Here is a 26,036-nt window from a genome sequence, read left to right on the forward strand (position 1 = left end):
GTATCACTCTACAGCTTTATCACCTGCCACCTTGCGATATGCCGCTTTTACGGTATCAATAATAAAAGCCAACTTTTCTTCATCCAATTGCGGATATATAGGCAAAGATATTTCTCCCTTAAAGTTCTCGTAAGCTTGAGGATAATCCTTTATATCATACCCCAAAGAATTGAAGAATGATAACATTGGCATCGGGATAAAGTGAACATTTACAGCCACTTCACTTTTGGCTATTTCATCAATCATCCGATCGCGCTGTTCTTCTGTAAAATCCTTGATACGTAGGGCGTAGATGTGGTAGGAACTTTCTTTATCGCCCTCTATCGAAGGGGGCACAATAGCCCAATTACAGTTTTCAAAAGCTTGGGTGTAAGTATTGAATACTCTTTTTCTCTCTTCGAGCAGTTTAGGGTATTCCCGTATCTGTGCAAGACCGATGGCAGCATTTACATCCGCCATATTAATTTTCATCCCTAAGCCAACAATGTCATAACGCCAACCACCCGCTTTAGATTTGGAGAAAGCGTCTTTAGTCTGGCAGTTCAAACTCATCATACGAAGTTCTTTGTACAACCCGGCATTGTCAAAGGACATGGGCAGATTCAAACAAATGGCACCGCCTTCGGCTGTTGTCACGTTCTTTACTGCGTGAAGAGAGAAAATGGCAACATCCGTTTCACAACCGGTACGCTGATTCTTACTGTATTGCGCTCCCAGTGAATGGGCCGCATCATTCATTACAAGGATACGCCCCAACTTTTCTTGTACCGGACTTTCCGCTTTGAACATTTTCTGTATTTCAGATGTGTTTACTAGCTTCATGATACAATCGTAATCACACGGAAAACCTGCAATATCTACAGGGATAATAGCTTTCGTTCGCGGAGTAACGGCTCTACGAATGGCATCTACCGAAATATTGAAATCCGCACCGGAGTCCACCATAACGGGTTTAGCGCCTGCATGCAGCACCGCCAACGCCGTAGCGCTATATGTATAAGCCGGAACGATAACTTCATCCCCGGCTTTCACTCCCAGCCAACGAAGCATCATAATGGCTCCCGAAGTCCAGGAATTTACACAAAGCACTTCTTTTGCACCGGAAAAAGACTTTATTTCTTCTTCCAACGCTTTTACTTTAGGTCCGGTGGTTATCCAACCGGAGCGTAAGGAATCAACCACTTCATTGATGACAGTGTCATCAATGTAAGGGGGAGAAAATGGTATTTTCATGATTAATATAATTTATATTGTCAGATGCATTATAAGATATTTCCTGAAGCGGAAAGTACAGTATAATAAAGGATATGATAAAGTAAATTCATTTTTACTTCATCACAGATATGTGTATTTTTGAAATTGAACGATTGATAATCAAAATCTAACATTTTATTCATCCTCCTGCGAAGAGTAACAAATCCAAAACGGCATCTTTATCAATCCAACTAAAGTTCCAATACCATAAGATATATGTAAGAGCAAGAAAATCAGTGGTAACAATACTGCGAAACGACAAGTTATCCTATTTCTTAAATATGTCGCTAATGCCATCAATATGGCAACTATAAGATAGCTCAATATCAATACTATAAAGAAAACTTTGAAGCCACAGAGATACAGAATTGTACAAAAAATAATTGAAATAATAAATAAAAAAGGTACAAAATGAAATAGAGAGAAACAAGCAGGACAAATCCCCATAGTTAGTCCAATCCAATAGCCATTAAGAAATTTCTGTTTAATCAACTTATACAAAGAGTTTCTAGAGAAACGATAAGAAATAATATTAGGATTAAAATAAAATTTATATCCTGCCGTACGCATTCTATAATGCATCTCATTATCTTCTGTTCTTACTAACTTTTCGTTATAAAAACCTACGGACTCAAATACTTTCTTCCGATAAATAGCAAATGCCAATGTTGATACCTCACGCACTTTGTCACTACGACGAAATGCCGCAAAACTCCCCCCAAACATAGAGTTCTCGGCAGCTAACAAGGTCTGTTGCCACATTCCCTGTTCTATTTGTAAACTTAAAACTTTACCCCCACAAATATCATATCCTTTTTGTAAATATTGAACATTTTTCTTAATAAAATCCTTTGGAATAGAAGCATGAGCATCGATTCTCAATATTGCATCCCCAGCTACGTGCTTCAATAAAACATTCCAACCCGCAGCCAATATTCTATTAGGATTATCAAGAACTACAATCTGCTTAAAATCTTTTTCTTCATCAGCAAAATGCAGCATAATGGATTTTGTATTATCAGTAGACATACTATCTACTAATATTACTTGTATTAAAGAATGCGGATAATCCTGTTTCTTAAGGTCCGACAATAAACTCGGTAAATACCGACATGCATTATATGCTACTATACCGAAAGTTAAAATCATATATTATTATGTATTAAAATAGATTTTTTTAATCATTTGGAAGTTCAAACTTCATTATAAAATGTCGTTCACGTTTTTCAAGAGGCGGGAGTTGCATATAATCTTTATAAAGATTAGTAAGATACTTGTCATAATCAGCCGGAATAAAAACATCTAAATCCTCAAATTTTACCTTTTGTGGCGGAAAAAAAACAGAAGCCTCAAAAATCTCACCATTATAATATTTTCTACCGGTAGGTATACCTACCAAATTATTCATATTGTCATTCGCAACAAATTTATCAAAACAATACACCCATGTCTTATGACTTATCACACCAAATATCTTACCTAAAAACAATTTTAGTTTATATCTTCTTTTCAACTGAACATCCAAAGACACAAATTTTTTAAAAGACTTACTCGGGTATTGCGCCATTAATACCATGATAGAAATATATTGCAACAGATTGGCGATACATCCCTTAACAAAACGGAAAAGTTTATTGGCAGGAACTCCATCCAAAGCAAATACATCTAAATATATTCCTTTAGGAAAAGGTGTATTCTCATTAAACAATTCTTGATTAATAGAATTTTTTCTATAAATCTTAAGAAACACATTTTTACTGTCGGTACTTGGATTTGGATAGTTAATCTCATACTTATCTCCCAACTCTCCTCTTTTACATAGAAGAATAAGCGTTTCATAATCTTTACGAGGCATCATTATATCCAAATCATCATCCCACGGAATAAACCCCTTATGACGGACTGCCCCCAAACAACTACCGCCACTCAACATATAAGTCAAGTTATACTTATTGCATAGGGTTGCAACATCTTTGTATATACCTATTAATGCTGACTTCAATGAAGCCGATTCATCCGAAGAAAGTTCCCTCAAATAATTAACCCTATGAGAGAGTTCATTCATTAATTCACTATCCGATTTCACAATAAATAAACAGTTATTTTCTAAAAAACGACATATGCAGAGGATCTCTCACCCATCTTTCGGGCAGCCGTCAGAAGTATCATAAAAAAGATTTAACTATTACCGCCAAAACGTTTAACTTTTTGCACCGTAAGAGTTAACTTTCACGATGCTGACTGTTAAATGTTATTTTCACGTTTCTGTAGCATAGAAATCATTAAGCATCTAACAAACTGATAATCTGCATATTTTAAAAATATCAATAACAGGCTGGTAAAAAAGCTCCTCACATATCGGGCTTCTCGTCGTGTAGATGCAATCCAATAACATTTTTTCTTTCACCGCACCAATAAAAAATTAATTCACTCCAAAGACACATATCACTTTTTCCTTACATCAATTACTTCACCCGTCATTGAAGAAAACAGACTATTAACCGAAACAGCAGCCACAACATTGGACTTCAGCAGACTGTCATCAGGTTCCATACCAAAGTTTCTTGTTCTCATAGGTGTCTTTGTCCGCTCCGGATTAATACAATTTACACGTACCCCACAATCGTACCATTCTTCACTTAATGCCTGCACAAAGTTGACAATCGCAGCTTTGGAAGACGAATACAGACTATACAACGAACGTCCCCGTGTATAAGAACTGGAAGTGAACAGCAATAATTCTCCTTTACTGTCCTGTAAATACGGATAAGACTCCTTAGCTACAATAACAGCACCTAAGTAGTTAATATTAATGCTTTTATAAACATCCTCATAGGACATATTCACCAAAGGTTCTTTATCAAGTATTCCGGCAGTATTTACTACGGCATCTATCCGCCCTTCCTTTTCGTACACCTCTTTCAGAGCTTTTGCTACCAACAACTTATTTGAAATGTCAACACCATTTTCCGAGCGGCTGAAAGAATATGTATGCGCTCCATAACAGGTGCAAATATTCACGATGTCAAGTCCTATGCCATAACTGCCACCAAAAACCACGATTACAGAGTTTGCCAACCCCGATTGTGCTTTAGGAGTTATCGTTTCGTTCTGTTGGGCTATTGATTTCAATTGAAACAACTTATCCAAAAGGAATAAATCTTCTTTATAAGTAAGTTTCATATTAAACTGCTCACCCTTTACGACATATACGGGTTCATCCGGCAGATATTTATACACTACACCGCAGTCATCCGTTGTCTTAAAATCAGCGTCTTGTAAGGCCAATTCATATGCTTTCTTAATAGTGGATAATTTAAAAGCTTGCGGGGTTTGTCCGTTACGCAAGTCCTCACGGGCAGGAATACCGGTTATATACTCTTTTTCATTTACTTCGATAATGGTATCGGTAGTTTTGATAGCTACATCTACTGCATTATATTCTTCCAAAGCCCGTATGCAATCCGATATGATCCGGTCATTCACTAAAGGACGCACGGCATCATGAAAAATAAGATTAAGCTCTTCATTACTATCGTAGGCATTAATAGCCGCTAAACTGGAGTGATAACGTTCTTTACCGCCTTGAAGTATTCTCTTCAATTTAGTATAACTATTCTTTATTACAATATTCTCTACATCATTTACAAAAGCCGGATTGGAGACAACCGCAATCTCGTTAATTTGCGGATGATTCTGAAACACATCCAATGTGTGTTCTATAACTTTTTTTCCGGCAACTTTCAGGAACTGTTTAGGTATAGAATCCCCCAATCTTTGCCCCGTTCCGCCAGCTAATATTATTGCAATATTTTTCATTTAAAGATTCTTGTGAGTTTAAAATAGCTATATATAAAAAGTACAAATAATGGATAACAATTTAATGATAGCCATGCAGAGCATTTGTATCTGAACGGCATATTATTTATTGTTAAGATATTAGATACATATTTATGGAAAACAGAGTCCTCTAAAATATCCCTAATTATACGATGAGCTTTACAAGAAAAGGGTGCTATACATATATATTTTATTATTATACTATTATAAACCCATGTAAATAACATTATATCATATAAATCATTACGATCACCTCGTTGTAACAAATATCTATCTATCGCTCCAACTGTATATAAAACGTCTCTATCTTTATCTTTTATCGTAGATGTTATATTCCCATTTCTATGATGCCGATAAAAATAAAGATTATCATCCAGTACAATAACCTTATTAGAATTATACAAATACTCAAAAGAAAAGAGCAAATCTTCATAAACTATATCTTTAGTAAATCGTAGCTGCAACGTCTGGATTAAATTTCGCCTAAATATTTTAAAACATACAGGAGCTGCGAAATCTCGATATTTTACAGCATTGAGTAAATATGCTCTCCCACTATTATATATTTTATTTACATCATTGAAAGTTACAATTTCTTTTTCTTGATCGTCAAACAAACAACGGTTAAAGACAACCAAATCACAACCCGTACATAAATGTTTTACAAATTCTTCACAAGCATTAATTGCTACATAATCATCACTATCTATAAACCAAAGATAATCTCCTGAAGCGACTTTCATTCCTGCATTCCTTGCCGCACTTAAACCTTGATTTTCCTGATTAATAATCTTAATTCGTTCATCGTGTAACTGATACTGCTGAATTATAGAGAATGAATTATCCGTAGAACCATCATTCACTATAATAATTTCAATATCGCGATAAGTCTGATTTACAACACTATTTAAACACTCAGCCAAATAGTTTTCAACATTATAGACGGGAATAATTATTGATATTTTCATAATTTATTCATGGAAAAAAGAATATATCGTTGTTTTAAATAAAATAATAATTGTATAAAAAATAGCATAAATAAAGGTCTAAACAAGACTGGTACTATATTCATTGGAGCAGAACGAGGAGAAATAAAAAATGCCGGTAACATAAAGAATAAAAGAAATACCCCCGTATATGTTTTTTTATATTTTTCCACAAAAAATATTACACAAAAAACAAGCATATAACCCACAAACATCACCCCAAACATACCACCAAAGATGTAAGATTCTGCAATTGCACTACTTCCCATACCATGCCCTAACAAATAGTATTTTGGGGCTACTATGTAAGAAAGTTTATCACTCCACGAATAGCTTTTTTTTACAGTTTCTGCAACTTGTCCTTGAGGAATTCCAAAATTAAGACTCTCCGCAACTGGATTTTTTCTTAGATTGTCTGTAATAGGTCCATAGAAATAAAGCCATCCGTTTGTAACATCATCTGCGTGCTCTATGGTACGTCCAATAGTCTGTATGGAAGTACCTTGCTGCCAAAAAAAAGTCTGCACAAGTTGTGCAATAGGAATATCGCTTTCACTATCACTAACCAATCCCTCAAATCCTTTATCACGAAAATCATTTACAATTTGAGCAGTATATATCAATCCACAAACAGTTAGACTAAAATATATAATACGCCTCTTATCTATCCGCAAACCTCGTAACCCCAAATATACAATAAATGCAAATATTTGCGTAAACGTGGCAGTTCTTCCCCCCGTTCCCAACATTATTAGTAAAGTAAATATATAAAAGATTATTGCAAACTTATATTTCTTTCCGGATGGGAATGTGCTTAAATATAAAAACAAACCAGCTATACAAAAATCATCGCTTATTCTCAAGAAAGGATTAGTAACAGAAGTGGCAGACTCGTTCAGATATACAGCCAAATACCCATTCTCCATAACATATTTTACAGCTTGGTATAAATATATCAAATAAGGTATAGTAAAAGCTATAAAAAGAGCAAAACCTAAACGTCGTACTGCCAACATGATAGGAGTTGCTTCCTTTATACTTCTATTTTCATACAATCCGCTAGAAAGATAAAATACAGATAAAGCTCCTAAAGAAGCAAATAATAAAAAGAAGATTAAAGCATTCAACATTTCAAACTGTATCGGTTGCGAAAAAAAAGACCAGTCGTTAGCCCATGTTGCCACATCAAAAAAAGCATTCTCCACCCCAAAGGTATCTAAGAAAACTCGTGACATCATAAAAACACCAAAAGCTAAAAGATAAAGAATATATGGGTGGACAATATTTATCCCAAGTAATAACGGTATTATAATTCCTACAATATATATAGCACACGCATAATATTTCAAAAATGAAATAATATCTTCATCGGGACACTGTATCCAAATTACAAACTGTACAAAAATCAATATCAAATAAAAGAGTAAAGATATTTTTATTCTATATCTCTTACTGTTTCCCGAACTCATCTTAACAAAAATACACTGTAAATTTGATTACCTATTTACCGAATAACAATTTCATTCTTGCCATAGACAATCGAAAAGATTTATCAAAACAGGCAAATAATACTAAACTTAATATAACATAGATGGAAAGATATTTAAAAGCAATCCAACAGAACGTTCTATATGAAGTTATTATATCTAAAGAAGACAAATCTAAAAAAAGAGAAATGGCTAACCAAGATATTAGAATTAATATCACATATTTGGCATAACGCCAAATATATTCATTGAGACTTGTTTTAAATCCTTTTTTAAATAAGAAAACAGGTTTCCAACAGCAAACCATCAACAGAAGGCTTATTAAAACACCAAATAAAATACCTGTTAACCCGTAATAATACCCCAAAAGGATTGAGAGTCCTAAATTGAGTATGGCTTCTGTCAGCGGAGCCCAAATATCTTGAAATAGCCCGAAAGCAGACAAAAAGACTTGACTTGTCCGTGTAAGATTTATAAAAGCAATTATCACTAAAAATTGAAATGCAGTTTCTTCCAATATAAATTCCTTACCAACCCAAAGAGTGATAAAAGAATGTCCCAATGTATAAATTCCGAAACATATAATTGAAGCAAACCACATTTTTATAGACGTAAATTCCCAAAAGACCGATTTAATACGCTCCATATCTCCCTCAGCCACCAAATTGCCAACAGAGGCATTGATCCCGTTAAATAAAGAATTCATAAGAGAAATTACTCCCAAAATAATAAGCATATAGTTGCCATAAATAGCTACCAAAGTTAATGAAGCATAAGCATAAATTATTAAGGGACTTGTTTGAGTTAATACGACACCAGCTATTTGATGAAAAAAGACCTGTTTCGTTTTCTGAATGATTTCCGGATATTTTTTCCGGAGTTTTCCGCCTTTTGAAGGTATTGATTTCAGCCAAGGATATGTCCGCTTCAACAATTTATCCAATGCAACAGCCATAGCGACCGATACGACCAATTCTAAAATCATCCAATAGACATATCCATTATCCAAATAATAAATAGCAAGTATCTGCAAAAAAACTTTTACGGCTCTGCCACCTTGTAAGTTCCAAGTTATCATATACTCTTTTTGGTCGGCAGTAAGAACTATTTGGCGGTAATTAATAAAATAGCCGAGTAATGCGCTTATCAATAAAACGATAAAAGAGCCATAAGTATACCACAAAGGAACGTTTGCCTTTTCAAAGATTAACGGAAAAAAACACATTAATATGCATGCACCGATAATCACGCAATAGGCTACCCGGCGATAAAGCCATCCTTGTACGGAAACGACTTCATTCACAACCTGGACATTTTTCTCATAAAGAGGCTTGTAGAGCGTAAAAGCAATAGCTCCACCTATCCCCAATTCTGCCAAATTCAAGAAACCTATCAGGTTCTGTGCTGTGGTACTTAATCCTAAAAGTTCCGCTCCCAAACACTCTAAAAAAACTTTACGGGAAAAGAATTGTAAGATCAAATTAATAAAATAAAAAACAAGGCCTATCTTGGCGTTTTTTAAACTTTTGGCAGTTCGAGAAACTTCAGACACTTATCAAAAATTAGTTAAAAGAGAAAACAAATAGAACTTATCTATTTATGCTATAAACATATTAATTTATAACATCATACCAAGTTAACTTTAACATATTGACTAAGTTAACTTCCTATCATCTATAAAGTTAATATCATAACTACTAGAAATTAACTCCTTATCAATAGGATGTATATTACTTATTTTACATTTTAACATTGGGAAAGCAGAGACTGATTCTCTTTAGATAAATGAGAAGGTAGATACTATCCACGCCGTACATAGCTCACCGGCACACTAACCAACGCACATCCCAACTCCTGCAATCTTACAGCTATGTAATATTTACTTTCATATTTCACCATTTCGCCTCGTACCCCCTGCATACTTCCTTTTGCCACAGTAACCATAGTTCCCGGAGTAATCGGCTCATTAACCATTAAAATAGAAGTATCGGAGAGGTCGACCATGAAGCGGAAGTCTGCCATTTGTTGGTCGGGAATGACAAGAGGGGCATTAGTGCCACGTTTACTAAAGAAATGATGAACGTTGGGTGCTTGTTCTACCACAGAGAGTTCGGAACGAGAAAGGCAGACAAACACCATACCTGTAATTACCGGCTTTGTCACTTTCACACGCTTTCCGGCATATTCCAGAAATACATCCTGCACAGGCAAATAGACTTCTACTCCTTGCTCACGTAGCCACGTTTCTACCTTAAATTCGGTATTGTGACGAACATAAACAGCATGCCAATGCTTATGATCCGACGTAGTTAACAAATGCTAATAATAAATTATTAATAGTTTAGTAATAAGCGTTTTATGATTTCATTATAGCAGAGTTTCTTTTATGGCTCCGCCGAATGTAGCATCCACTACATTTCTCATCTCAAGAATAGAATTTTCGTCCACGATTAGCTCGTTTTGCAAGGGCAAAGATAAACACTCCGTATGGAACTACAAAATATTTAATAGATAAAAAGTTTTGCATTAACATAATCTTCTTTCACATACATCGAACATTTTTCCTCTTTTTCGTTTATCTTTGTACACCCTTTCCAATATAAACGGGAAAGAGATTCTTCAATAAGTCGCAAAATGACAGAAAGAAGAAAGCAATTAATTTATTAATTAAAAACACTAACTAAAAATCAGAAAATTATGGCAATGCATACATGGTTTGAGTGCAAAATCCGTTACGAGAAAACAATGGAAAACGGAATGAACAAGAAAGTTACCGAACCTTATCTGGTAGACGCACTCAGCTTTACGGAAGCGGAAGCGCGCATCATTGAAGAGATGACGCCGTTTATTTCCGGTGAGTTTACCGTATCGGATATTAAACGGGCGAATTACAGTGAACTCTTCCCTTGCGAAGAAGATGCTGCCGACCGTTGGTTCAAATGCAAACTGGTTTTCATCACATTGGATGAAAAAAGCGGTGCGGAGAAGAAAACATCTACTCAGGTACTGGTACAAGCCGCCGACCTGCGCGACGCAGTAAAGAAACTGGATGAGGGTATGAAAGGTACAATGGCCGACTATCAAATTGCATCGGTAGCAGAAACCGCCATCATGGATGTATATCCGTACAGTGCAGAACCGAATGATAAGCCGGAAGTGTAATTTAAGTTATGAGTTATAAGTTATGAGTTATTATTGGGTACTCATGACTTATAGCTTATAAATCATAAAACAAGAGAACTGATGATTGCAGAAAATATAAAACAAGTACTGAGCGAACTGCCTGAAGGGGTGCGACTGGTAGCTGTTTCCAAATTTCACCCTAACGAAGCCATAGAAGAAGCCTATAACGCAGGGCAACGTGTGTTCGGAGAAAGTAAGGTGCAAGAAATGACAGCCAAATATGAAAGCCTGCCCAAAGACATAGAATGGCATTTCATCGGACATCTGCAAACAAATAAAATCAAATATATCGTACCTTATGTAGCATTGATTCACGGAGTTGACTCCTACAAACTTCTCACCGAAATCAACAAGCAAGCAGCCAAGGCAGGACGAATGGTAAACTGTCTGCTCCAACTGCACATTGCACAAGAAGAAACTAAATTTGGTTTCAGTTTCGACGAATGTCGGGAAATGCTTACGGGCGATGAGTGGAAAGAGCTTAAGAACATCCGGATATGCGGACTGATGGGCATGGCGACAAATACCGATAATGTCGAACAAATCAAAGCTGAGTTTTGTTCATTAAATAGCTTCTTCCAAGAAGTTAAGGCCACATGGTTTTCCAATGCAGAGTGGTTTCGGGAGCTGTCTATGGGGATGTCACACGATTATCACGAGGCAATTGCCGCCGGTAGCACTTTGGTACGTGTAGGAAGTAAAATATTTGGAGAAAGAATATATTAATCACTAATAACTATTATCATGGCAACATTAGAAACTACTTTTGCAGGGTTAAAACTTAGAAACCCGATCATTATCAGCAGTTCCGGACTTACCGACAGCGCTGCTAAGAACCAGAAGCTTTATGAAGCCGGGGCAGGAGCTATTGTACTCAAGTCACTTTTCGAGGAGCAAATCATGATGGAAGCCGACTGGCTTGGAGATCCCAATATGTATCCGGAAGGAAGCGATTACCTGGTGGGATATATACGCGAACACAAATTGGGTGAATATTTGAATTTAATCAAAGAGAGCAAGAAAGTCTGCGATATTCCTATCATCGCCAGTATCAACTGTTATCAGGATGCAGACTGGATTGAGTTTGCCAAGAAAATAGAAGAAGCCGGAGCAGATGCTTTGGAAATTAATATCCTTGCTTTGCAAACTGATATGCAATATGCTTACGGTTCCTTTGAACAGCGCCATATCGATATCTTGAGCCACATCAAGAAAACGGTCAATATTCCTGTCATCATGAAATTGGGAGACAATCTTACCAACCCTATTGCTCTCATCGACCAGCTTTATGCTAACGGTGCGGCGGCGGTAGTCATGTTCAACCGCTTCTACCAGCCGGATATCGATATTGAAAAGATGGCTCAAAGCGCCGGAAGCGTATTCAGCACAGATGCCGATTTATCTAAATCTTTACGTTGGATAGGTATCGCTTCTGCAGCAGTCGGTAAGCTGGACTATGCAGCATCCGGCGGTATACACGCTCCTGAAGGAGTAGTAAAAGCTATTCTGGCAGGTGCTTCGGCGGTAGAGATATGCAGTGTGCTGTATCAGAATTCCTATGCCATCATTGACGAATATGTTCGTTTCCTGAATTTATGGATGGACCGTAAAGGAATGGAGAATATCAACCAGTTCAAAGGCATGCTGAATGTAAGCGACTTGAATGGCGTAAATACATTCGAACGTACCCAATTCCTGAAATATTTCTCCTCACGCAAGTAAGTGTGATACATACTAAAACGGATGATGCGTTTATGATAAACGCATCATCCGTTCTTTTATATCATAATCATTGTCTGTTTCAGACTTCACCGGCTCCTACTCTTTCTTATCCAGAACCTCAAAGCAGGAATTCTTGCTGACAAACTCAGGAACAATATCTTTCATGGCCGCCACAATCTTCATCTGGTCATAAGTATAGCTGACCTCAATCAACTTCTGAATACGTTCCCGCACTTCATCATAATCATACTCGCGTACAGTAGCAATCATAATCTTTTCGTGATAGGTCGGTTTTGTCAGCTCCCGGACATTAAGCAGTTCCTCATACAACTTCTCGCCATGACGTAACCCTGTAAATTCTATCTTGACATCAGTACGTCCGGAAAGACTGATCATACGCTTAGCAAGGTCTACAATCCGCACCGGTTTACCCATATCGAAGATATAAATCTCTCCTCCATGCCCCATACTACCGGCTTCGAGTACCAAACGGCAAGCTTCCGGAATGGTCATAAAGTAACGTATAATTTCCGGATGAGTCACCGTTACAGGCCCGCCACGCTGTATCTGATCACGAAAACGGGGAATGACCGAACCGTTCGACCCCAAAACATTGCCGAAACGGGTAGTGATAAACTGCGTGAAACGTCCGCCTTCCGCCTGTAATTTCTTCGCCAGCGACTGAACGTAAATCTCACAGATACGTTTGGAACATCCCATTACATTGGTAGGATTCACCGCCTTGTCCGTAGAAATCATCACAAACTTCTCCGCACCGTATTTCACCGCCAAATCAGCGACAGTACATGTACCGTAAACATTTACCTGAATAGATTCGGATACATTATCTTCCATCATCGGTACGTGCTTGTACGCCGCCGCATGAAAAATATACTGCGGCTTATACTGCCTGAATATTTCTTCCATGCGAGTTGCATTGGAAATATCGGCGATGATGGTTTCGGCATCAATATCCCGCCAACGGTCCTGTAGTTCCAAACGAATATCATGCAACGGAGTTTCCGCCTGGTCTACAAGAATCAGTTTATAAGGATTGAAAGAAGCCACCTGACGCATGATTTCACTACCGATAGAACCGGCGGCACCGGTAATCATCACCCGCTTGCCTTCCAGATGGGAAGCAACCTTATGAATATCAATCTCAATCGGATTGCGCTGCAACAAGTCCTCAATCTGGATTTCTTTCAGTTGGGTACGGTCCAGGAACTGCCCATTCCATTCACTCAGCGGCGGAGCCGTCATCAGTTTGATGTTGTGCGCCAATAAACGGTCTGCCATGTCGGAGCGCTTGAGCGCTTCCATCTTGGCGGGAGAAACGATAATGGTATGCACGTCACGGTCGTCCAGATTATCAATCAGGGCGTTGTCGTTGGGATATACCTTTACCCCCATCATCACCTTATTAATAAGTTCCGGCTCATCGGCAATGAAACCGCGCAAACGGTAATGGTTACGCAAATTAACGCGCAGCGCTTTTGCAATATTCACTCCGGCCTCTTTGGCTCCGTAAATAAACACATTGGCGCTGTGCGAACCGTCAAAGTTCAACGCTTCGAAGAATATCTTTACAACAATACGGGAACACGCCATCATGGCAAAACTGATGATATAAGACATGAACAATACCGTAGCAGGCGCTACATTAATGTCCATGCAACTTTTTGCCAGCACACTCGTTATCAGCAACAATGCGTAGGAAACCGTCAGCGATACGAATATGCGCATTATATCTACAAACGATGAAAAGCGAAGCACGTTAGAGTACGTACGAAACACTCTAAAGAATATCACATTGACGATTACCGTCCACACAATCGTTATGTCTATGGACGAAGATTCCGAGAACAGACTCCGGAAATCATATCGCAGCGCATAAGCCAACAGACTGGATACGACAATAATAAGCACATCAATCAATAGAACAGTCCATATCGGCAATACCTTTGCTGAAAGGTACCGATGAAAAAAGTTTCGCTTCATCACGTTTGACAGTTTTTGTTTTAGGCACCGCAAAGATACACTAATTTTTATCAAAGCGAAGAAGAAAATGATAAAATGTTACATCAAGTTACTTGCTAACTCGCTCAGCTGGCTACGCTCTCCTTTCACTAAATTGATATGGGCAAACAGGTTCTGATCTCTCATGCGGTCTATCATATAGACAAGTCCGTTGGACTGGCTGTCCAGATACGGCTGGTCAATCTGTTGGATGTCACCCGTGAATACCATCTTCGTCCCCTCTCCGGCACGTGTTATGATGGTTTTGATTTCGTGAGGAGTAAGGTTCTGCGCCTCGTCAATGATACAATAAGTCTCGCTCAAGCTGCGTCCACGGATAAAGGCCAGGGCTTCAATAACCAGTTGGTCGCTTTTCTGCATATCTTCCAACCTTTTCACTTCGCTCGAATTAGATGCAAACTGATGCTTGATTACGTTCAAATTATCAAACAAAGGCTGCATATACGGAGCGACCTTTTCATTGGCGTCACCCGGCAGGAAACCAAGGTCTTTATTGGATAAGGCGACGATAGGACGCGCCAACAGGATTTGCTTATAATCCGTCAGCTTGCCCAAAGCGGCAGCCAGCGCCAACAGCGTCTTACCGGTTCCGGCCTTACCCGTAAGGGCTACCAACTTGATATTCGGATCGTTCAGCACTTCAAAAGCAAAACTCTGCTCGGCGTTGCGCGGTTCTATACCGTAATTCTTCGTCTTGTTTACACGGCAGACAGAATGCGTAAAAGGATTATAGCGGGCAAGCACACTGCTACGGTCGCTTTTCAGTACAAAGCATTCATTGGGATGGATGACATCCTTAAAGTCGAACTCACTGATATCCAGCCCCTCTTTGGATGAATAGATACGGTCTATCAAAGTAGGGTCGATCCCCTCGAACACTTCATTCGATTTTTCAAATATATCCACATTGATTACCTTGTCATTGATATAATCCTCGCACAGTAGTCCGATGGAGCGCGCTTTCATACGAAGGTTGACGTCTTTGGTGACAAGAATGGATTTCATTTTCGGCTTTTTCTCCGTCAGCCAGTCTACGACGGACAATATCTGATGATCGGGAATGCGTTCAGGGAAAGAATCACGCACGCGGGACGAATCTACCGAGCCGGCCACTACGAACAAACGTCCCAGCCCCTCTCCCAGCGGAGCGCCTTTGGTAAAGAGGTTATCGTCGGTAATCAAGTCGAGTTCCCGGACAAACTCACGGGCATTGAAATTTATCTGCTCGTTGCCTTTCTTGAATTTATCGAGTTCTTCAAGCACTACAATGGGAAGATAAATGTCGTTCTCTTGAAAGTTCTTCAAACAGTTATAATCGTGAAGGATAACATTGGTATCAATCACAAAGTTTTTCTTAGCTCCCATACTCTTTAGATTTAAATTGTTTATACCTCATACCGACATATAAAATAAAGCAAGCATACGCACTTAAATAAAATTGCCTTATCTTTGCCGTTCCTAAAGATAACACTTTAATAGGGAGAAAGGATTGCTTTCCCGTTAATTTTTATAAAAGATGGACTATCAGAACACTTTAACTTACTTATATAACAGCGTACCCATGTTCCAGCAAGTGGGTGGCTCGGCATACAAAGAAGGGCTGGAAAACACACGTATACTGGACGAACATTTCGGACATCCCCACCGCTCGTTCCGCACCATCCATGTGGCGGGAACCAACGGCAAAGGCTCCTGTTCGCACACGCTGGCCGCCATATTGCAGGAAGCCGGGTATCGTGTGGGACTTTACACTTCCCCCCACTTGGTAGACTTCCGCGAACGTATCCGTATAAACGGACAGCCTATACCGGAAGAGTATGTAGTACGTTTCGTAGAAAAAGAGCGTGACTTTTTCGAGCCTCTGCACCCTTCTTTCTTCGAGCTGACCACCGCCATGGCCTTCCGTTATTTTGCCGATGAAAAAGTGGATGCAGCCGTCATTGAAGTCGGGCTGGGCGGCAGGCTGGACTGCACAAACATCATTCATCCGGATTTGTGCCTTATCACCAACATAAGTTTCGACCACACCCAGTTTTTAGGCGACACACTGGCAAAGATAGCCGGAGAAAAGGCAGGCATCATCAAAGCAGGCATCCCCGTCGTCATCGGAGAAACCACTCCCGAAACCAAACCTGTGTTCCTGCAAAAAGCGGAAGAAGAAAAAGCTCCGGTCATATTCGCGGAAGATACGATGATACAAGATTATCCCGGGATGAAAACAGAATTGCAAGGGCTCTATCAGATAAAGAACACGCGTACCATTCTCACCGCCTTACCGCTGCTTCAAGAAGCCGGCTACCGGATAGACGAACAAAGCATACGCAGCGGTTTCGCCCATGTCTGCGAACTAACGGGATTAATGGGACGCTGGCAAAAGCTGCAGGACGCCCCCACCCTGATATGCGACACCGGACACAACGTAGGCGGCATCAGCTACATTGTAGAACAATTGAAGCAGCAGACCTACCGCCAGCTGCATATTGTAATAGGTATGGTAAATGACAAGGATATCAGCGGCGTACTCGCCCTGCTTCCCAAAGACGCCGCCTACTATTTCACCAAGGCCTGCGTAAAGCGCGCCCTGCCCGAAGAAGAGCTGCGCGCGCTCGCCGCACAAGCCGGTCTGCGGGGAAGCTGCTATCCGGATGTCCCTGCCGCTGTGACCGCAGCGCAAGAAAAAAGCTACCCGGAAGACTTTATCTTCGTAGGTGGCAGCAGCTTTATTGTAGCGGACTTGTTAGCGAACCGCGATGCACTCGATCTCCACTAAAGCGTCTTTCGGAAGCGCCTTTACGGCAACTGCCGAACGGGCGGGGAAATCTCCGTCAAAGTAAGTGGCGTACACCTTATTCATATCGGCAAACAAAGACATATCCGCCAGAAAAACGGTAGTCTTTACAATATTCGCCATGCTCAATCCTGCTTCTTCCAAAATGTGCTTTACATTCTCCAGCGATTGGCGTGCCTGAGCCTCTGCGCCCTCTGCCATCACTCCGGTAGCAGCGTCAATGGGTAACTGACCTGATACAAACACCATTCCGTTCGCTTCAATAGCTTGACTGTATGGGCCTATTGCGCCCGGAGCCTTTTGGCTGCAAATTACTTTCTTCATAATTTTCTTATTCTTTTTATCTGTTCATTATCAAGTATATCGTATCTTTCTTTACAATATTCTCAAAAAAAATCAATAAGTCCATGCAGTATTCCTAAAAGCCGTGCATTTACTATACGAATATACGAAAGAAATTTCACTCATAACCTGTTAATACCTAGACTTAACTTTTATTTTAGCATGGGGAAGTTTCCCAAACAAAGGCTCTGCTTGTGAAAGCAGAGCCTTTATCGTTAGTATATCACTTATTTGCAATGCTTTTTAATCAGTTCATCCACATTCGGGTCTCCCAATTCTTTCGCTTTGGCAAAACTTTGGCACGCTTCCTGATTTTTCTTCATCTGCAACTGCGCGATTCCCATCAGACGATAGGCTTCCGCATATTTAGGGTCGATTTCCAAAGCGGCCTGCAGCACCTTCAGCGCTTCCTCATTACGTCCCACACGAATATTGACAACGGCAAGTTCCGCACGGTAAGTCAAATCTTTCGGACTTAATTCGATAGCCTTTTCCATATCATTCAGCGCACGCTGGAACTGCTTGGCTTTCAAGGCGGCCTGCTCACGATAGTAATAGAATACATCATTCACCTTGCCGTTTACCGTCTTGTAATACGCATCATAGTCGAGCATCGCGGCGCGCGCCTGATTCGCATTCATACGGGCTTGGGCACGTTCCAACAGATAAGGGGCGGCTTCTTCCGTATACGGCTCGCTGAAGCGTGCCATACAACTATCCATAAGCGCTACTACTTCTTCCGCAGGCGCTTTCATCAGTTCTTTGGTCTTGGCTGCGCTGAAGAAAGTGGCCGCCGACGCCAGATTGGACTGATTCACCTTTTCATAGCAAGCCAAAGCAGCCGGATAATCTTGTTTCGCAAACAAAATATCTCCTTCGGTCTGTACGTACACCGGAAGTTCCTGAACGGCAATCGCCTTTCTTATTTCATCCGCAGCCTTGTCGTACGACCAGTCCTTGTAAGGTTTCTCCGGATTGCCCAACATATAATTGTATATCAGCTTGGCACGATTGTAATATACATCGTCCTTCTTCTGAGTTACGCTCAGGGCCTTATCCATATCGGCCGCTACCTTATCCATCGAGGCGTCATCTTTTGACTGATACAACCGGTTGGTAGCACGACGCAAATAACCGTCCGCGCTATTCGGATATTCGGCGACGAAGTCATCCAGCAGTTCGGCGTACTTCTCCGGGGTAACCTGTGAAGAAGCCATGAAGAGGAACACCAACGCCTGTTCTTCCGTATCGGGCAATGCCTTCTTGATGCCGATATTCTTTAAAGTCATATCGCTGAAAGAGAACGCCGAAACATTCTGGTCTATGGCAAACTTAGCATCTACCGCATAACAGATTGTTGCGGTGTCGGCGCCGGATGATTTCTGCGCAAGGGCAAAGACCTGTCCTTCCTCGGTCATTACGGGACAACTCACCATCTTATCTTTCAGACGCAGGTTGAGCGTATAGTAATAATACTTTTCGGAGAACTTATCCGCCGCTTTCACTTGTCCGGCGGTATAAGAACGGTCTTTTTGCGTGGAATAAGGCAGGATATATACATTGGCGCCCACTGCCGGAGCCGTGGTTGCCGGGTTCAATGCAGGAACTTTCTTGGTTGATATGCCTACACGAAACTTAATGACATCGTACATATCATTTGCGCCCAAAATAGAAACTACCGGCATCTGTACGCCTTCCGAGTTCATCACTACCGCCCGTTGCGCTCCCTTGAACAGAGAGTAATCGGACAAGGCAACGCCGTCTTCCGTTACGAAGAACCCGTTTCCGGTATTCAGAATCTTGTCATTCTCGCCATAAGTGACCACCGAGAACACGGCACGTTTAGCTTTCTCCACCCATTTGGGGGCTTGCGCTACACTCCACTGAGCCAGAAGGCACAGAGTGAAAAGCAGGAAAATCTTCTTTTTCATATTTAGTTGGTTCTTTGTTTCACAGCTTCATAAATCAGAATACCCGCCGCAACAGATACGTTAAGAGATTCAATCGTACCCAGCATCGGAATCTTTACCCATTCGTCGCATAATGCAAGGTTGTCGTAAGAGACGCCTTTATCCTCAGCGCCCATGATGATACACATAGGGCCGGTATAATCGGCTTTTGTGTAGTCGTAATCACCTTTTTCCGTGGCAGCCACAATATGGAAGCCGCTGTTTTTAAGGTACTGCAAGGTATCTTTCAAGTTCTGCTCACGGCATACGGGCAAGGTATGCAACGCTCCCGCCGAAGTCTTCACCGCATCGGCATTCACCGTCACGCTGTTCTTGGCGGGGATAATAACGGCATCTACCGCCGCGCACTCGCAAGTACGGGCTATCGCTCCGAAATTACGCACATCCGTTATGCCGTCCAGCATGACAAACAACGGGTTCTTTCCCTCTTCAAACAGAAACGGCACAAGGTCTTCCGTTTTCTGGTAGGTCACGGCGGAAACAAACGCTATCACACCCTGATGGTTCTTGCGTGTAAAACGGTTGATACGTTCCACCGGCACACGTTGCACGGGAATCAAAGTTCCCTTCAAAGCGGCAAACAACTCTTTGGACAAGTCGCTCTGAATATCTTTCTTCACCAATATCTTGTCTATGTCCTTACCTGCCTGAATAGCTTCTATTACGGCGCGAACGCCGAAAATCATTTCACTTTTATCTGTCATTATATCTTAATTGTTTTTTGTCTTACTTCAGTCTGCCGGAGCTTTACGCTACGGCTATAAACCTCTACTTTACAAGCGCAGAATTACGGCACCCGTCAGACGATGCCCAACAACGCCTTTGCATTGTTCAGCGCAGCTTCCGTCAAGGTGGCGCCGCTCAACATATGCGCTATCTCCTCTACCCGTTCTTCGTCCGTCAGGCGGCGGATATGGCTGTTGGTTTCCGTCTCATTATCCTGCTTATACACCTTATAATGGGCACGTCCGCGGGCGGCAATCTGCGGCAGGTGGGTAATGCTGATAACCTGGCGGTCGCTATCCCCCATTTCCTGCATAATGTCCGCCATACGGTCGGCTATCTCACCGGAAACTCCGGTATCTATTTCATCGAATACGATAGTGGGCAGCTTCACCGCTCCGGCTATCATCGCCTTGACAGACAGCATAACACGGGCAATCTCACCGCCCGAAGCTACCGAAGATATATTCTGCAACGCCCCGTTCTTATTGGCGGAGAAAAGGAAGCCCACCGTATCCGCGCCATGCGCACCCGGCTCCTTACGTGTACCTATCTCTACCCGGAAACGAACATTAGGCATTCCTAACGGTATCAAACGGGCTGCCATTTGTTTCTCGACCTCGCGGGCTGCGGCAGTACGCAATTCGGTCAGTACCGCAGCCTGCTTTTTCACCTTATTATATAAGGCTTCGCTACGGGACTTCAGTTCTTCAATCTGTTCATCCGATGAAGTGATGTTGGAGAGTTTCGCTGCATAATCGTCCGCCAAAGCCAGCAGTTCGTCCACCGTAGAGACTCGATGTTTCTGCTGGAGAGTATAAATCAGGTTCAAACGGTCGTTCACTTCTTCCAGCCGGGCGGGATTAAATTCAACCTCTTCTTCCTTTCCTGAAATCTCCTGGGAAATATCTTTCAATTCGATATAGCTGCTTTCCAGACGCTCGGCAAGTTCCCCGGCCGAAGGATATACTTTCTGCAGCCCCGACATTGTGTTCAAACACTCTTTCAACGCGGAGAGCAGACCGCCTTCATCGGAGTTCATCACCTGACCGGCACGGAACAGTCCGGCTTTTATCTCTTCCGCATGGCTCAGCGTATCGGCTTCCCGCTCCAGCTCTTCCTGCTCTCCGGCAGTCAGGTGAGCGTCTTCCAACTGCTCCAACTGAAAACGGATATAGTCTTCATCAGCCTTATTCTGTCCGGCAAGGGCGATAAGGTTCTCTAAATCCCGCTGCGCCTGCTTCCATTCCCGATGAAGGGACTGATAGGCGGCCAGTTCTTCTTCATCATGCGCCAATATATCCAGCACATTCAGCTGGAAACCCTCTTTGTTCAGCAATAAGTTCTGATGCTGCGAGTGCACGTCAATCAATTGCTCACCAAGCTCTTTCATCTGTACCAATGAAGCCGGCGTATCATTGATGAATGCGCGGCTCTTGCCCGAAGCATAGACCTCACGGCGCAGAATGCACTCATCTTCGTATTCCAGTTCGTTTTCCTCAAAGAAAGGCTGCATGCCGTAGCCCGCAATCTCAAAACGGGCTTCAATCACACATTTCGCGGCGCCTCGCCTGATAGACTTCACATCGGCGCGCTGCCCCAGCAACAGGCCGATAGCTCCCAGTATAATGGACTTTCCGGCGCCTGTCTCACCGGTAATCACCGAGAAACCGCTACCGAAGTCTATATCAAGTTTCTCGATAAGCGCATAATTCTGTATGTATAGAGAACGCAACATTTTATAAAATTGAGAATTGAGAGTTGATAATCGAAAATAGCATTAATGTTTCATCACTTCCACCAGATGGTCGATAATGTCCGCAGCCACCTCGGCTTTGGACTTCAACGGATAATCCTTTTTACCATTCCGGTCTATAATACTGATTTTATTGGTATCGTAACGGAATCCGGCGCCTTTGTCATTCAACGAATTGAGCACGATAAAGTCCAGATTCTTACGGTTCAGCTTATCTTCCGCATTCTGTCGTTCGTCATTGGTTTCGAGGGCAAACCCTACCAGCACTTTGCCGGGATATTGCTTCTTCATCTCTCCCAAACGGGCGGCAATATCCTGCGTAGGCTTCAAATCCAACGACATATCCCCGGTCTTTTCCCGCTTAATCTTCTTATCGGCCACCTGCTCCGGCGTATAGTCGGCTACGGCGGCGGCCATAATAACGGCATCCGCATTGTAAAACAAAGAAGTGGCCGCCTCGAACATCTGTCCGGCAGACTCGACATTGAAATGTTGATGCATAGGATAATGCGTACGGAGCTGCACAGGTCCCGAAACCAGAGTCACAGCCGCTCCTCTTGCCGCACATTCATCGGCAAGCGCAAAGCCCATCTTACCCGACGAATAATTGCCGATGAAACGCACCGGGTCTATTTTTTCATACGTAGGTCCGGTAGTTATCATAATTTTCTTTCCGGCCAGATCACCGTCTTTGGCTGCGAAGAACTCTTCCAAATGACGGATGATAACGTCCGGTTCTTCCATTCTTCCTTTGCCCACCAAATGGCTCGCCAGCTCGCCCGTGCCCGGTTCTATGATATGATTGCCATACGAGCGCAGCGTCTCCAGGTTCTTTTGGGTGGACGGATGAGCATACATATCCAAATCCATCGCCGGAGCCACAAACACAGGAGCTTTCGCAGACAGATAAGTGGTTATCAGCATATTGTCGGCAACGCCATTCGCCATTTTGCCGATAGTGGAAGCCGTGGCCGGAGCTATCAGCATGGCATCCGCCCACAAGCCCAAATCCACGTGACTGTTCCATGTCCCGTCACGTTGCGCAAAAAACTCACTGATGACAGGCTTCCCGGTGAGGGCGGATAAAGTAATGGGAGTTATGAATTCTTTTCCCGCAGGGGTTATAACGACCTGCACTTCCGCACCCTGTTTTATAAGTCCGCGGATGATATGGCAGGCTTTATAAGCGGCAATACTGCCTGTAATGCCGAGTACTATTTTCTTTCCTTTCAGTGGATTTGCCATGAAATCAAAATACTAATTACAAATATCACTTCTGAGTAATCTCACGCAGGCGGATTTTAGTCAGCATGGCTTTGGTATTCAGCGTAAAATCACTGTTCAGTATCCAGCTGTAATATCCCGGATCACGCTTCAACACATCGGCTACCGACATGCCTTTGTACTTACCGAAATTAAACACTTCCACACCTTTATCATCGTAAACCATGCGTCCCGCAAAGTCCACATTCTTGTTGAAACTGGAATAATCCGACAGGAAAGTCACATCGTTCTGCAAGTCCGGATAGCGGTCCAGTTGCGACATCAGCACCTCATAGGTAGCGCGAGTGTCCGCTTCCGCCGTATGGGCGTCTTCCAGATTCTTGCCGCAATAGAACTTATAGGCGGCGGACAGCGTGCGCTGTTCCATTTTATGGAAGATAACCTGCACATCCACAAACTTGCGGCGGCTCATGTCGATATCCACATCCGCACGCAGGAATTCTTCCGCCAGAACGGGAATATCGAAACGGTTGGAATTGAAACCGGCAAGGTCGCAGCCTTCAATATCATTGGCGATACCGCGCGCCACTTCCTTAAACGTGGGACAGTCCGCTACATCTTCATCATAAATGCCATGAACGGCGGAAGCTTCCGCCGGAATATGCATTTCGGGATTGATACGCATGGTTTTGGTTTCCTCGTTCCCGTTGGGATATACTTTGAGATAACAGATTTCTACTATTCGGTCTGAGTTAATGTTTGTACCGGTGGTCTCCAAATCAAAAAAGACAATCGGATTTTTAAGATTCAGTTTCATGAAGTTTCGTATTTATTTATCTTTTAGGCACGGATTACACGGACTGACACGGTTTTCCTATAAACCTGAACCGTGAAATCCGCGTAATCCGTGCCTAAACAAAAAATGACAGGTTACTATCTCATTAGTCATTCAGCATCATCGGCATCAGCAGCATCAGCAGGTCTTCGTTTTCTTCCTGCTCTACCGGAACGATAACGCCGGCGCGTGAAGGATCGGCCAATTCGATAACCACTTCATCCGCTGAAATATTATTCAGGATATCTATGAGGAAAGTAGATTTGAAGCCGATGCTCATCGGATTGCCCGTATACTGGCAAGTCTGTGTTTCTTCCGCCGAAGTGGAGAAGTCGATGTCCTGCGCCGAAATCACAATCCGGTTTTCCTGCATGCGCAGCTTGATAAGGCTGCTGGCCTGTGACGAGAAGATGGACACGCGGCGCAACGCGCCTATCAGTTGCTGGCGGTCTACCGTTACCTTATACGGGTTGTTCTGCGGAATTACAGAGTTATAGTTCGGATAGCGTCCTTCAATCAGACGGCATACCATGCGATAACTTTCCAGCGTAACCACAGCGTTACGTTCATCAAACTCAATGGTTACCATGCCCTGTTCTTTGGGCAACAGGTTCTTCATCAGGTTGGCGGGTTTCTTGGGCAGGATGAAAGCGGCGCGTTCATTGCCTTTGGCGGCCAGCGTCTTGCAGCGTACCAGCTTATGGCCGTCGGAAGCCACCATGGTGATGTCTTCGGTGGTAATATCGAAATAGATACCGTTCATCACGGGACGAAGCTCGTCATCGGCGGTTGCAAATACCGCGCGGTTGATACCGCCCAGCAACACCTGCGCATCCATTTCCACACGTACGGCGTTGTCACCCAGCATGGCCGATTGCGGGAATTCGTCCGCGTTCTGTCCCATCAGGCTGTATTTACCGTTTTGATACTGTACTGTAATCTCCAAAGAATTTGTGTTGATGTCAAATGTCAGCGGTTGTTCGGGAATTTCCTTCAAAGCATCCAACAGAGTTTTGGCGGTTACGGCAAAACGTCCGTCGGTATCACTTTCGTTCACTTCGACTGTAGTAACCATCGTTGTTTCGCTGTCGGAAACGGTTACAGACAAGGTTCCGTCTTGTAGTTCAAAGAGGAAACAATCCAAAATAGGCAGCGCATTCTTCGAATTAATCACGCGGCTGATAGCCTGCAAATGGCTGGAGAGCGCAGTACTCGAAACGATAAATTTCATATATTCTGTATATTTAAGTTTTAATTTCAGCTAACTTGTTAACTAACGGACAAAGTTAAAAAAAGAATTCCCTACGACAAAGAAATAGTAAGAAAAAACAGCCGTTTATTCGTCGCATATTCCTAAAAAATTGTAACTTCGCCGCATCATTTAAAAAGAGAACAATGGAATTTACAGGAAAAATTATCGCTATACTCCAGCCCAGAGGCGGAGTTTCCAAAACAGGTAACGAGTGGAAGGCACAAGAATACGTAATCGAAGACCACGGGCAATATCCCCGTAAGATGTGTTTCGACGTATTCGGAGCAGATAAAATAGAACAGTTCAACATCCAGATGGGTGAAGAGCTGACGGTTTCTTTCGATGTCGATGCACGTCAGTGGCAAGACCGCTGGTTCAACAGTATCCGCGCATGGAAAGTAGAACGCGTCAGCGCAGCCGCACCTGCACCGGGCGCACCGGTTCCGCCGCCGGCTCCTTCCGCAGCACCGGAATTCTTGTCCGGAGACGCTAAAGACGATTTACCTTTCTAAATTGAGAATTGAGAATTAAAAATTGAGAAATAAGAAAGACCATGTATCTACCTGCGGGCATATACATGGTTTTTTTTTATCGGAAGAACCGACTATTCTCCCTATTTCTCAATTTTTAATTC

At 42.2% G+C, this 26,036-nt stretch carries 22 protein-coding genes; 5 read left to right on the plus strand and 17 right to left on the minus strand.

From position 1 onward, the window contains the following. Nucleotides 1–3 precede the first annotated feature (3 nt). The 8 genes from BUB52_RS05235 to BUB52_RS05270 all read right to left on the minus strand — a co-directional run bounded on the left by BUB52_RS05235 (nt 4) and on the right by BUB52_RS05270 (nt 9,883). A complete protein-coding gene (locus BUB52_RS05235; RefSeq protein ID WP_009121671.1) occupies nt 4–1,233 on the minus strand; it encodes a DegT/DnrJ/EryC1/StrS family aminotransferase in 1,230 nt (409 codons plus the stop codon). A 156-nt stretch (nt 1,234–1,389) separates the two neighbouring features. Then, the gene (locus BUB52_RS05240; RefSeq protein ID WP_009121669.1) at nt 1,390–2,403 is read right to left on the minus strand and encodes a glycosyltransferase family 2 protein; all 1,014 of its coding nucleotides are present in this window, start codon (nt 2,401–2,403) and stop codon (nt 1,390–1,392) included. A gap of 28 nt (nt 2,404–2,431) precedes the next feature. Further along, on the minus strand, nt 2,432–3,319 hold the full coding sequence (locus BUB52_RS05245; RefSeq protein WP_009121668.1) for a LicD family protein: 888 nt from the start codon (nt 3,317–3,319) through the stop codon (nt 2,432–2,434). Between the two features lie 380 nt (nt 3,320–3,699). Continuing rightward, nucleotides 3,700–5,073, minus strand: coding sequence for a bifunctional cytidylyltransferase/SDR family oxidoreductase (locus BUB52_RS05250; protein WP_009121667.1), 1,374 nt, complete (start codon nt 5,071–5,073; stop codon nt 3,700–3,702). Beyond that, nucleotides 5,070–6,062: a glycosyltransferase family 2 protein gene (locus BUB52_RS05255; RefSeq protein ID WP_009121666.1), complete on the minus strand. Its 993-nt coding sequence runs from the start codon at nt 6,060–6,062 to the stop codon at nt 5,070–5,072. The genes BUB52_RS05250 and BUB52_RS05255 overlap by 4 nt, the downstream gene beginning before the upstream one ends. After that, entirely contained in the window at nt 6,059–7,549 is a 1,491-nt protein-coding gene (locus tag BUB52_RS05260) for an O-antigen polysaccharide polymerase Wzy family protein (protein WP_009121665.1), read from the minus strand. The genes BUB52_RS05255 and BUB52_RS05260 overlap by 4 nt, the downstream gene beginning before the upstream one ends. Nucleotides 7,550–7,580: 31 nt before the next feature. Further along, nucleotides 7,581–9,119 carry a lipopolysaccharide biosynthesis protein gene (locus BUB52_RS05265; protein ID WP_009121664.1) on the minus strand — a complete coding sequence of 513 codons (1,539 nt, stop codon included), beginning with the start codon at nt 9,117–9,119 and terminating at the stop codon, nt 7,581–7,583. 248 nt (nt 9,120–9,367) lie between these two features. Then, nucleotides 9,368–9,883 carry a UpxY family transcription antiterminator gene (locus tag BUB52_RS05270; protein WP_009121663.1) on the minus strand — a complete coding sequence of 172 codons (516 nt, stop codon included), beginning with the start codon at nt 9,881–9,883 and terminating at the stop codon, nt 9,368–9,370. Nucleotides 9,884–10,264: 381 nt separating this feature from the next. On the opposite strand from BUB52_RS05270, the gene BUB52_RS05275 reads away from it, so the two are divergent. From BUB52_RS05275 to BUB52_RS05285, 3 genes are all read left to right on the plus strand, one after another. Further along, complete coding sequence (locus BUB52_RS05275) at nt 10,265–10,729, plus strand: DUF4494 domain-containing protein (protein WP_004289989.1); 465 nt, start codon at nt 10,265–10,267, stop codon at nt 10,727–10,729. 78 nt (nt 10,730–10,807) lie between these two features. Continuing rightward, nucleotides 10,808–11,476 carry a YggS family pyridoxal phosphate-dependent enzyme gene (locus tag BUB52_RS05280; protein WP_039950647.1) on the plus strand — a complete coding sequence of 223 codons (669 nt, stop codon included), beginning with the start codon at nt 10,808–10,810 and terminating at the stop codon, nt 11,474–11,476. Between the two features lie 18 nt (nt 11,477–11,494). Further along, entirely contained in the window at nt 11,495–12,472 is a 978-nt protein-coding gene (locus tag BUB52_RS05285) for a dihydroorotate dehydrogenase-like protein (protein WP_009121660.1), read from the plus strand. Nucleotides 12,473–12,568: 96 nt separating this feature from the next. Here BUB52_RS05285 and BUB52_RS05290 read toward each other — a convergent pair whose 3' ends face one another. Together BUB52_RS05290 and BUB52_RS05295 are read right to left on the minus strand one after the other, a co-directional pair. Continuing rightward, on the minus strand, nt 12,569–14,473 hold the full coding sequence (locus BUB52_RS05290) for a polysaccharide biosynthesis protein (protein ID WP_009121659.1): 1,905 nt from the start codon (nt 14,471–14,473) through the stop codon (nt 12,569–12,571). A gap of 78 nt (nt 14,474–14,551) precedes the next feature. Then, nucleotides 14,552–15,877 (minus strand): PhoH family protein, encoded by a 1,326-nt coding sequence (locus BUB52_RS05295; protein ID WP_009121658.1) that lies wholly within the window; start codon nt 15,875–15,877, stop codon nt 14,552–14,554. Nucleotides 15,878–16,028: 151 nt separating this feature from the next. Here BUB52_RS05295 and BUB52_RS05300 point away from each other — a divergent pair, with 151 nt between their 5' ends. Next, entirely contained in the window at nt 16,029–17,282 is a 1,254-nt protein-coding gene (locus tag BUB52_RS05300) for a bifunctional folylpolyglutamate synthase/dihydrofolate synthase (RefSeq protein WP_039950645.1), read from the plus strand. On the opposite strand, the gene BUB52_RS05305 is transcribed toward BUB52_RS05300, so the two are convergent. The 7 genes from BUB52_RS05305 to dnaN all read right to left on the minus strand — a co-directional run bounded on the left by BUB52_RS05305 (nt 17,250) and on the right by dnaN (nt 25,381). Then, complete coding sequence (locus tag BUB52_RS05305) at nt 17,250–17,624, minus strand: RidA family protein (RefSeq protein ID WP_009121656.1); 375 nt, start codon at nt 17,622–17,624, stop codon at nt 17,250–17,252. The two genes, BUB52_RS05300 and BUB52_RS05305, sit on opposite strands and share 33 nt — an antisense overlap. A gap of 245 nt (nt 17,625–17,869) precedes the next feature. Further along, complete coding sequence (locus BUB52_RS05310) at nt 17,870–19,573, minus strand: tetratricopeptide repeat protein (RefSeq protein ID WP_009121655.1); 1,704 nt, start codon at nt 19,571–19,573, stop codon at nt 17,870–17,872. A gap of 2 nt (nt 19,574–19,575) precedes the next feature. Beyond that, the gene (gene rlmB / locus BUB52_RS05315; RefSeq protein ID WP_009121654.1) at nt 19,576–20,316 is read right to left on the minus strand and encodes a 23S rRNA (guanosine(2251)-2'-O)-methyltransferase RlmB; all 741 of its coding nucleotides are present in this window, start codon (nt 20,314–20,316) and stop codon (nt 19,576–19,578) included. A gap of 95 nt (nt 20,317–20,411) precedes the next feature. Beyond that, nucleotides 20,412–22,073: a DNA repair protein RecN gene (gene recN, locus BUB52_RS05320; protein WP_009121653.1), complete on the minus strand. Its 1,662-nt coding sequence runs from the start codon at nt 22,071–22,073 to the stop codon at nt 20,412–20,414. 42 nt (nt 22,074–22,115) lie between these two features. Then, on the minus strand, nt 22,116–23,336 hold the full coding sequence (gene coaBC, locus BUB52_RS05325; protein WP_009121652.1) for a bifunctional phosphopantothenoylcysteine decarboxylase/phosphopantothenate--cysteine ligase CoaBC: 1,221 nt from the start codon (nt 23,334–23,336) through the stop codon (nt 22,116–22,118). A gap of 25 nt (nt 23,337–23,361) precedes the next feature. Next, the gene (locus tag BUB52_RS05330; RefSeq protein ID WP_009121651.1) at nt 23,362–24,132 is read right to left on the minus strand and encodes a 3'-5' exonuclease; all 771 of its coding nucleotides are present in this window, start codon (nt 24,130–24,132) and stop codon (nt 23,362–23,364) included. Nucleotides 24,133–24,256: 124 nt separating this feature from the next. Further along, nucleotides 24,257–25,381, minus strand: coding sequence for a DNA polymerase III subunit beta (dnaN, locus tag BUB52_RS05335; protein ID WP_009121650.1), 1,125 nt, complete (start codon nt 25,379–25,381; stop codon nt 24,257–24,259). 164 nt (nt 25,382–25,545) lie between these two features. On the opposite strand from dnaN, the gene BUB52_RS05340 reads away from it, so the two are divergent. Beyond that, complete coding sequence (locus tag BUB52_RS05340; RefSeq protein WP_009121649.1) at nt 25,546–25,914, plus strand: DUF3127 domain-containing protein; 369 nt, start codon at nt 25,546–25,548, stop codon at nt 25,912–25,914. Nucleotides 25,915–26,036 lie beyond the last annotated feature (122 nt).

Source organism: Bacteroides clarus YIT 12056 (genome assembly GCF_900129655.1).
In the GTDB taxonomy this organism is placed as follows: domain Bacteria; phylum Bacteroidota; class Bacteroidia; order Bacteroidales; family Bacteroidaceae; genus Bacteroides; species Bacteroides clarus.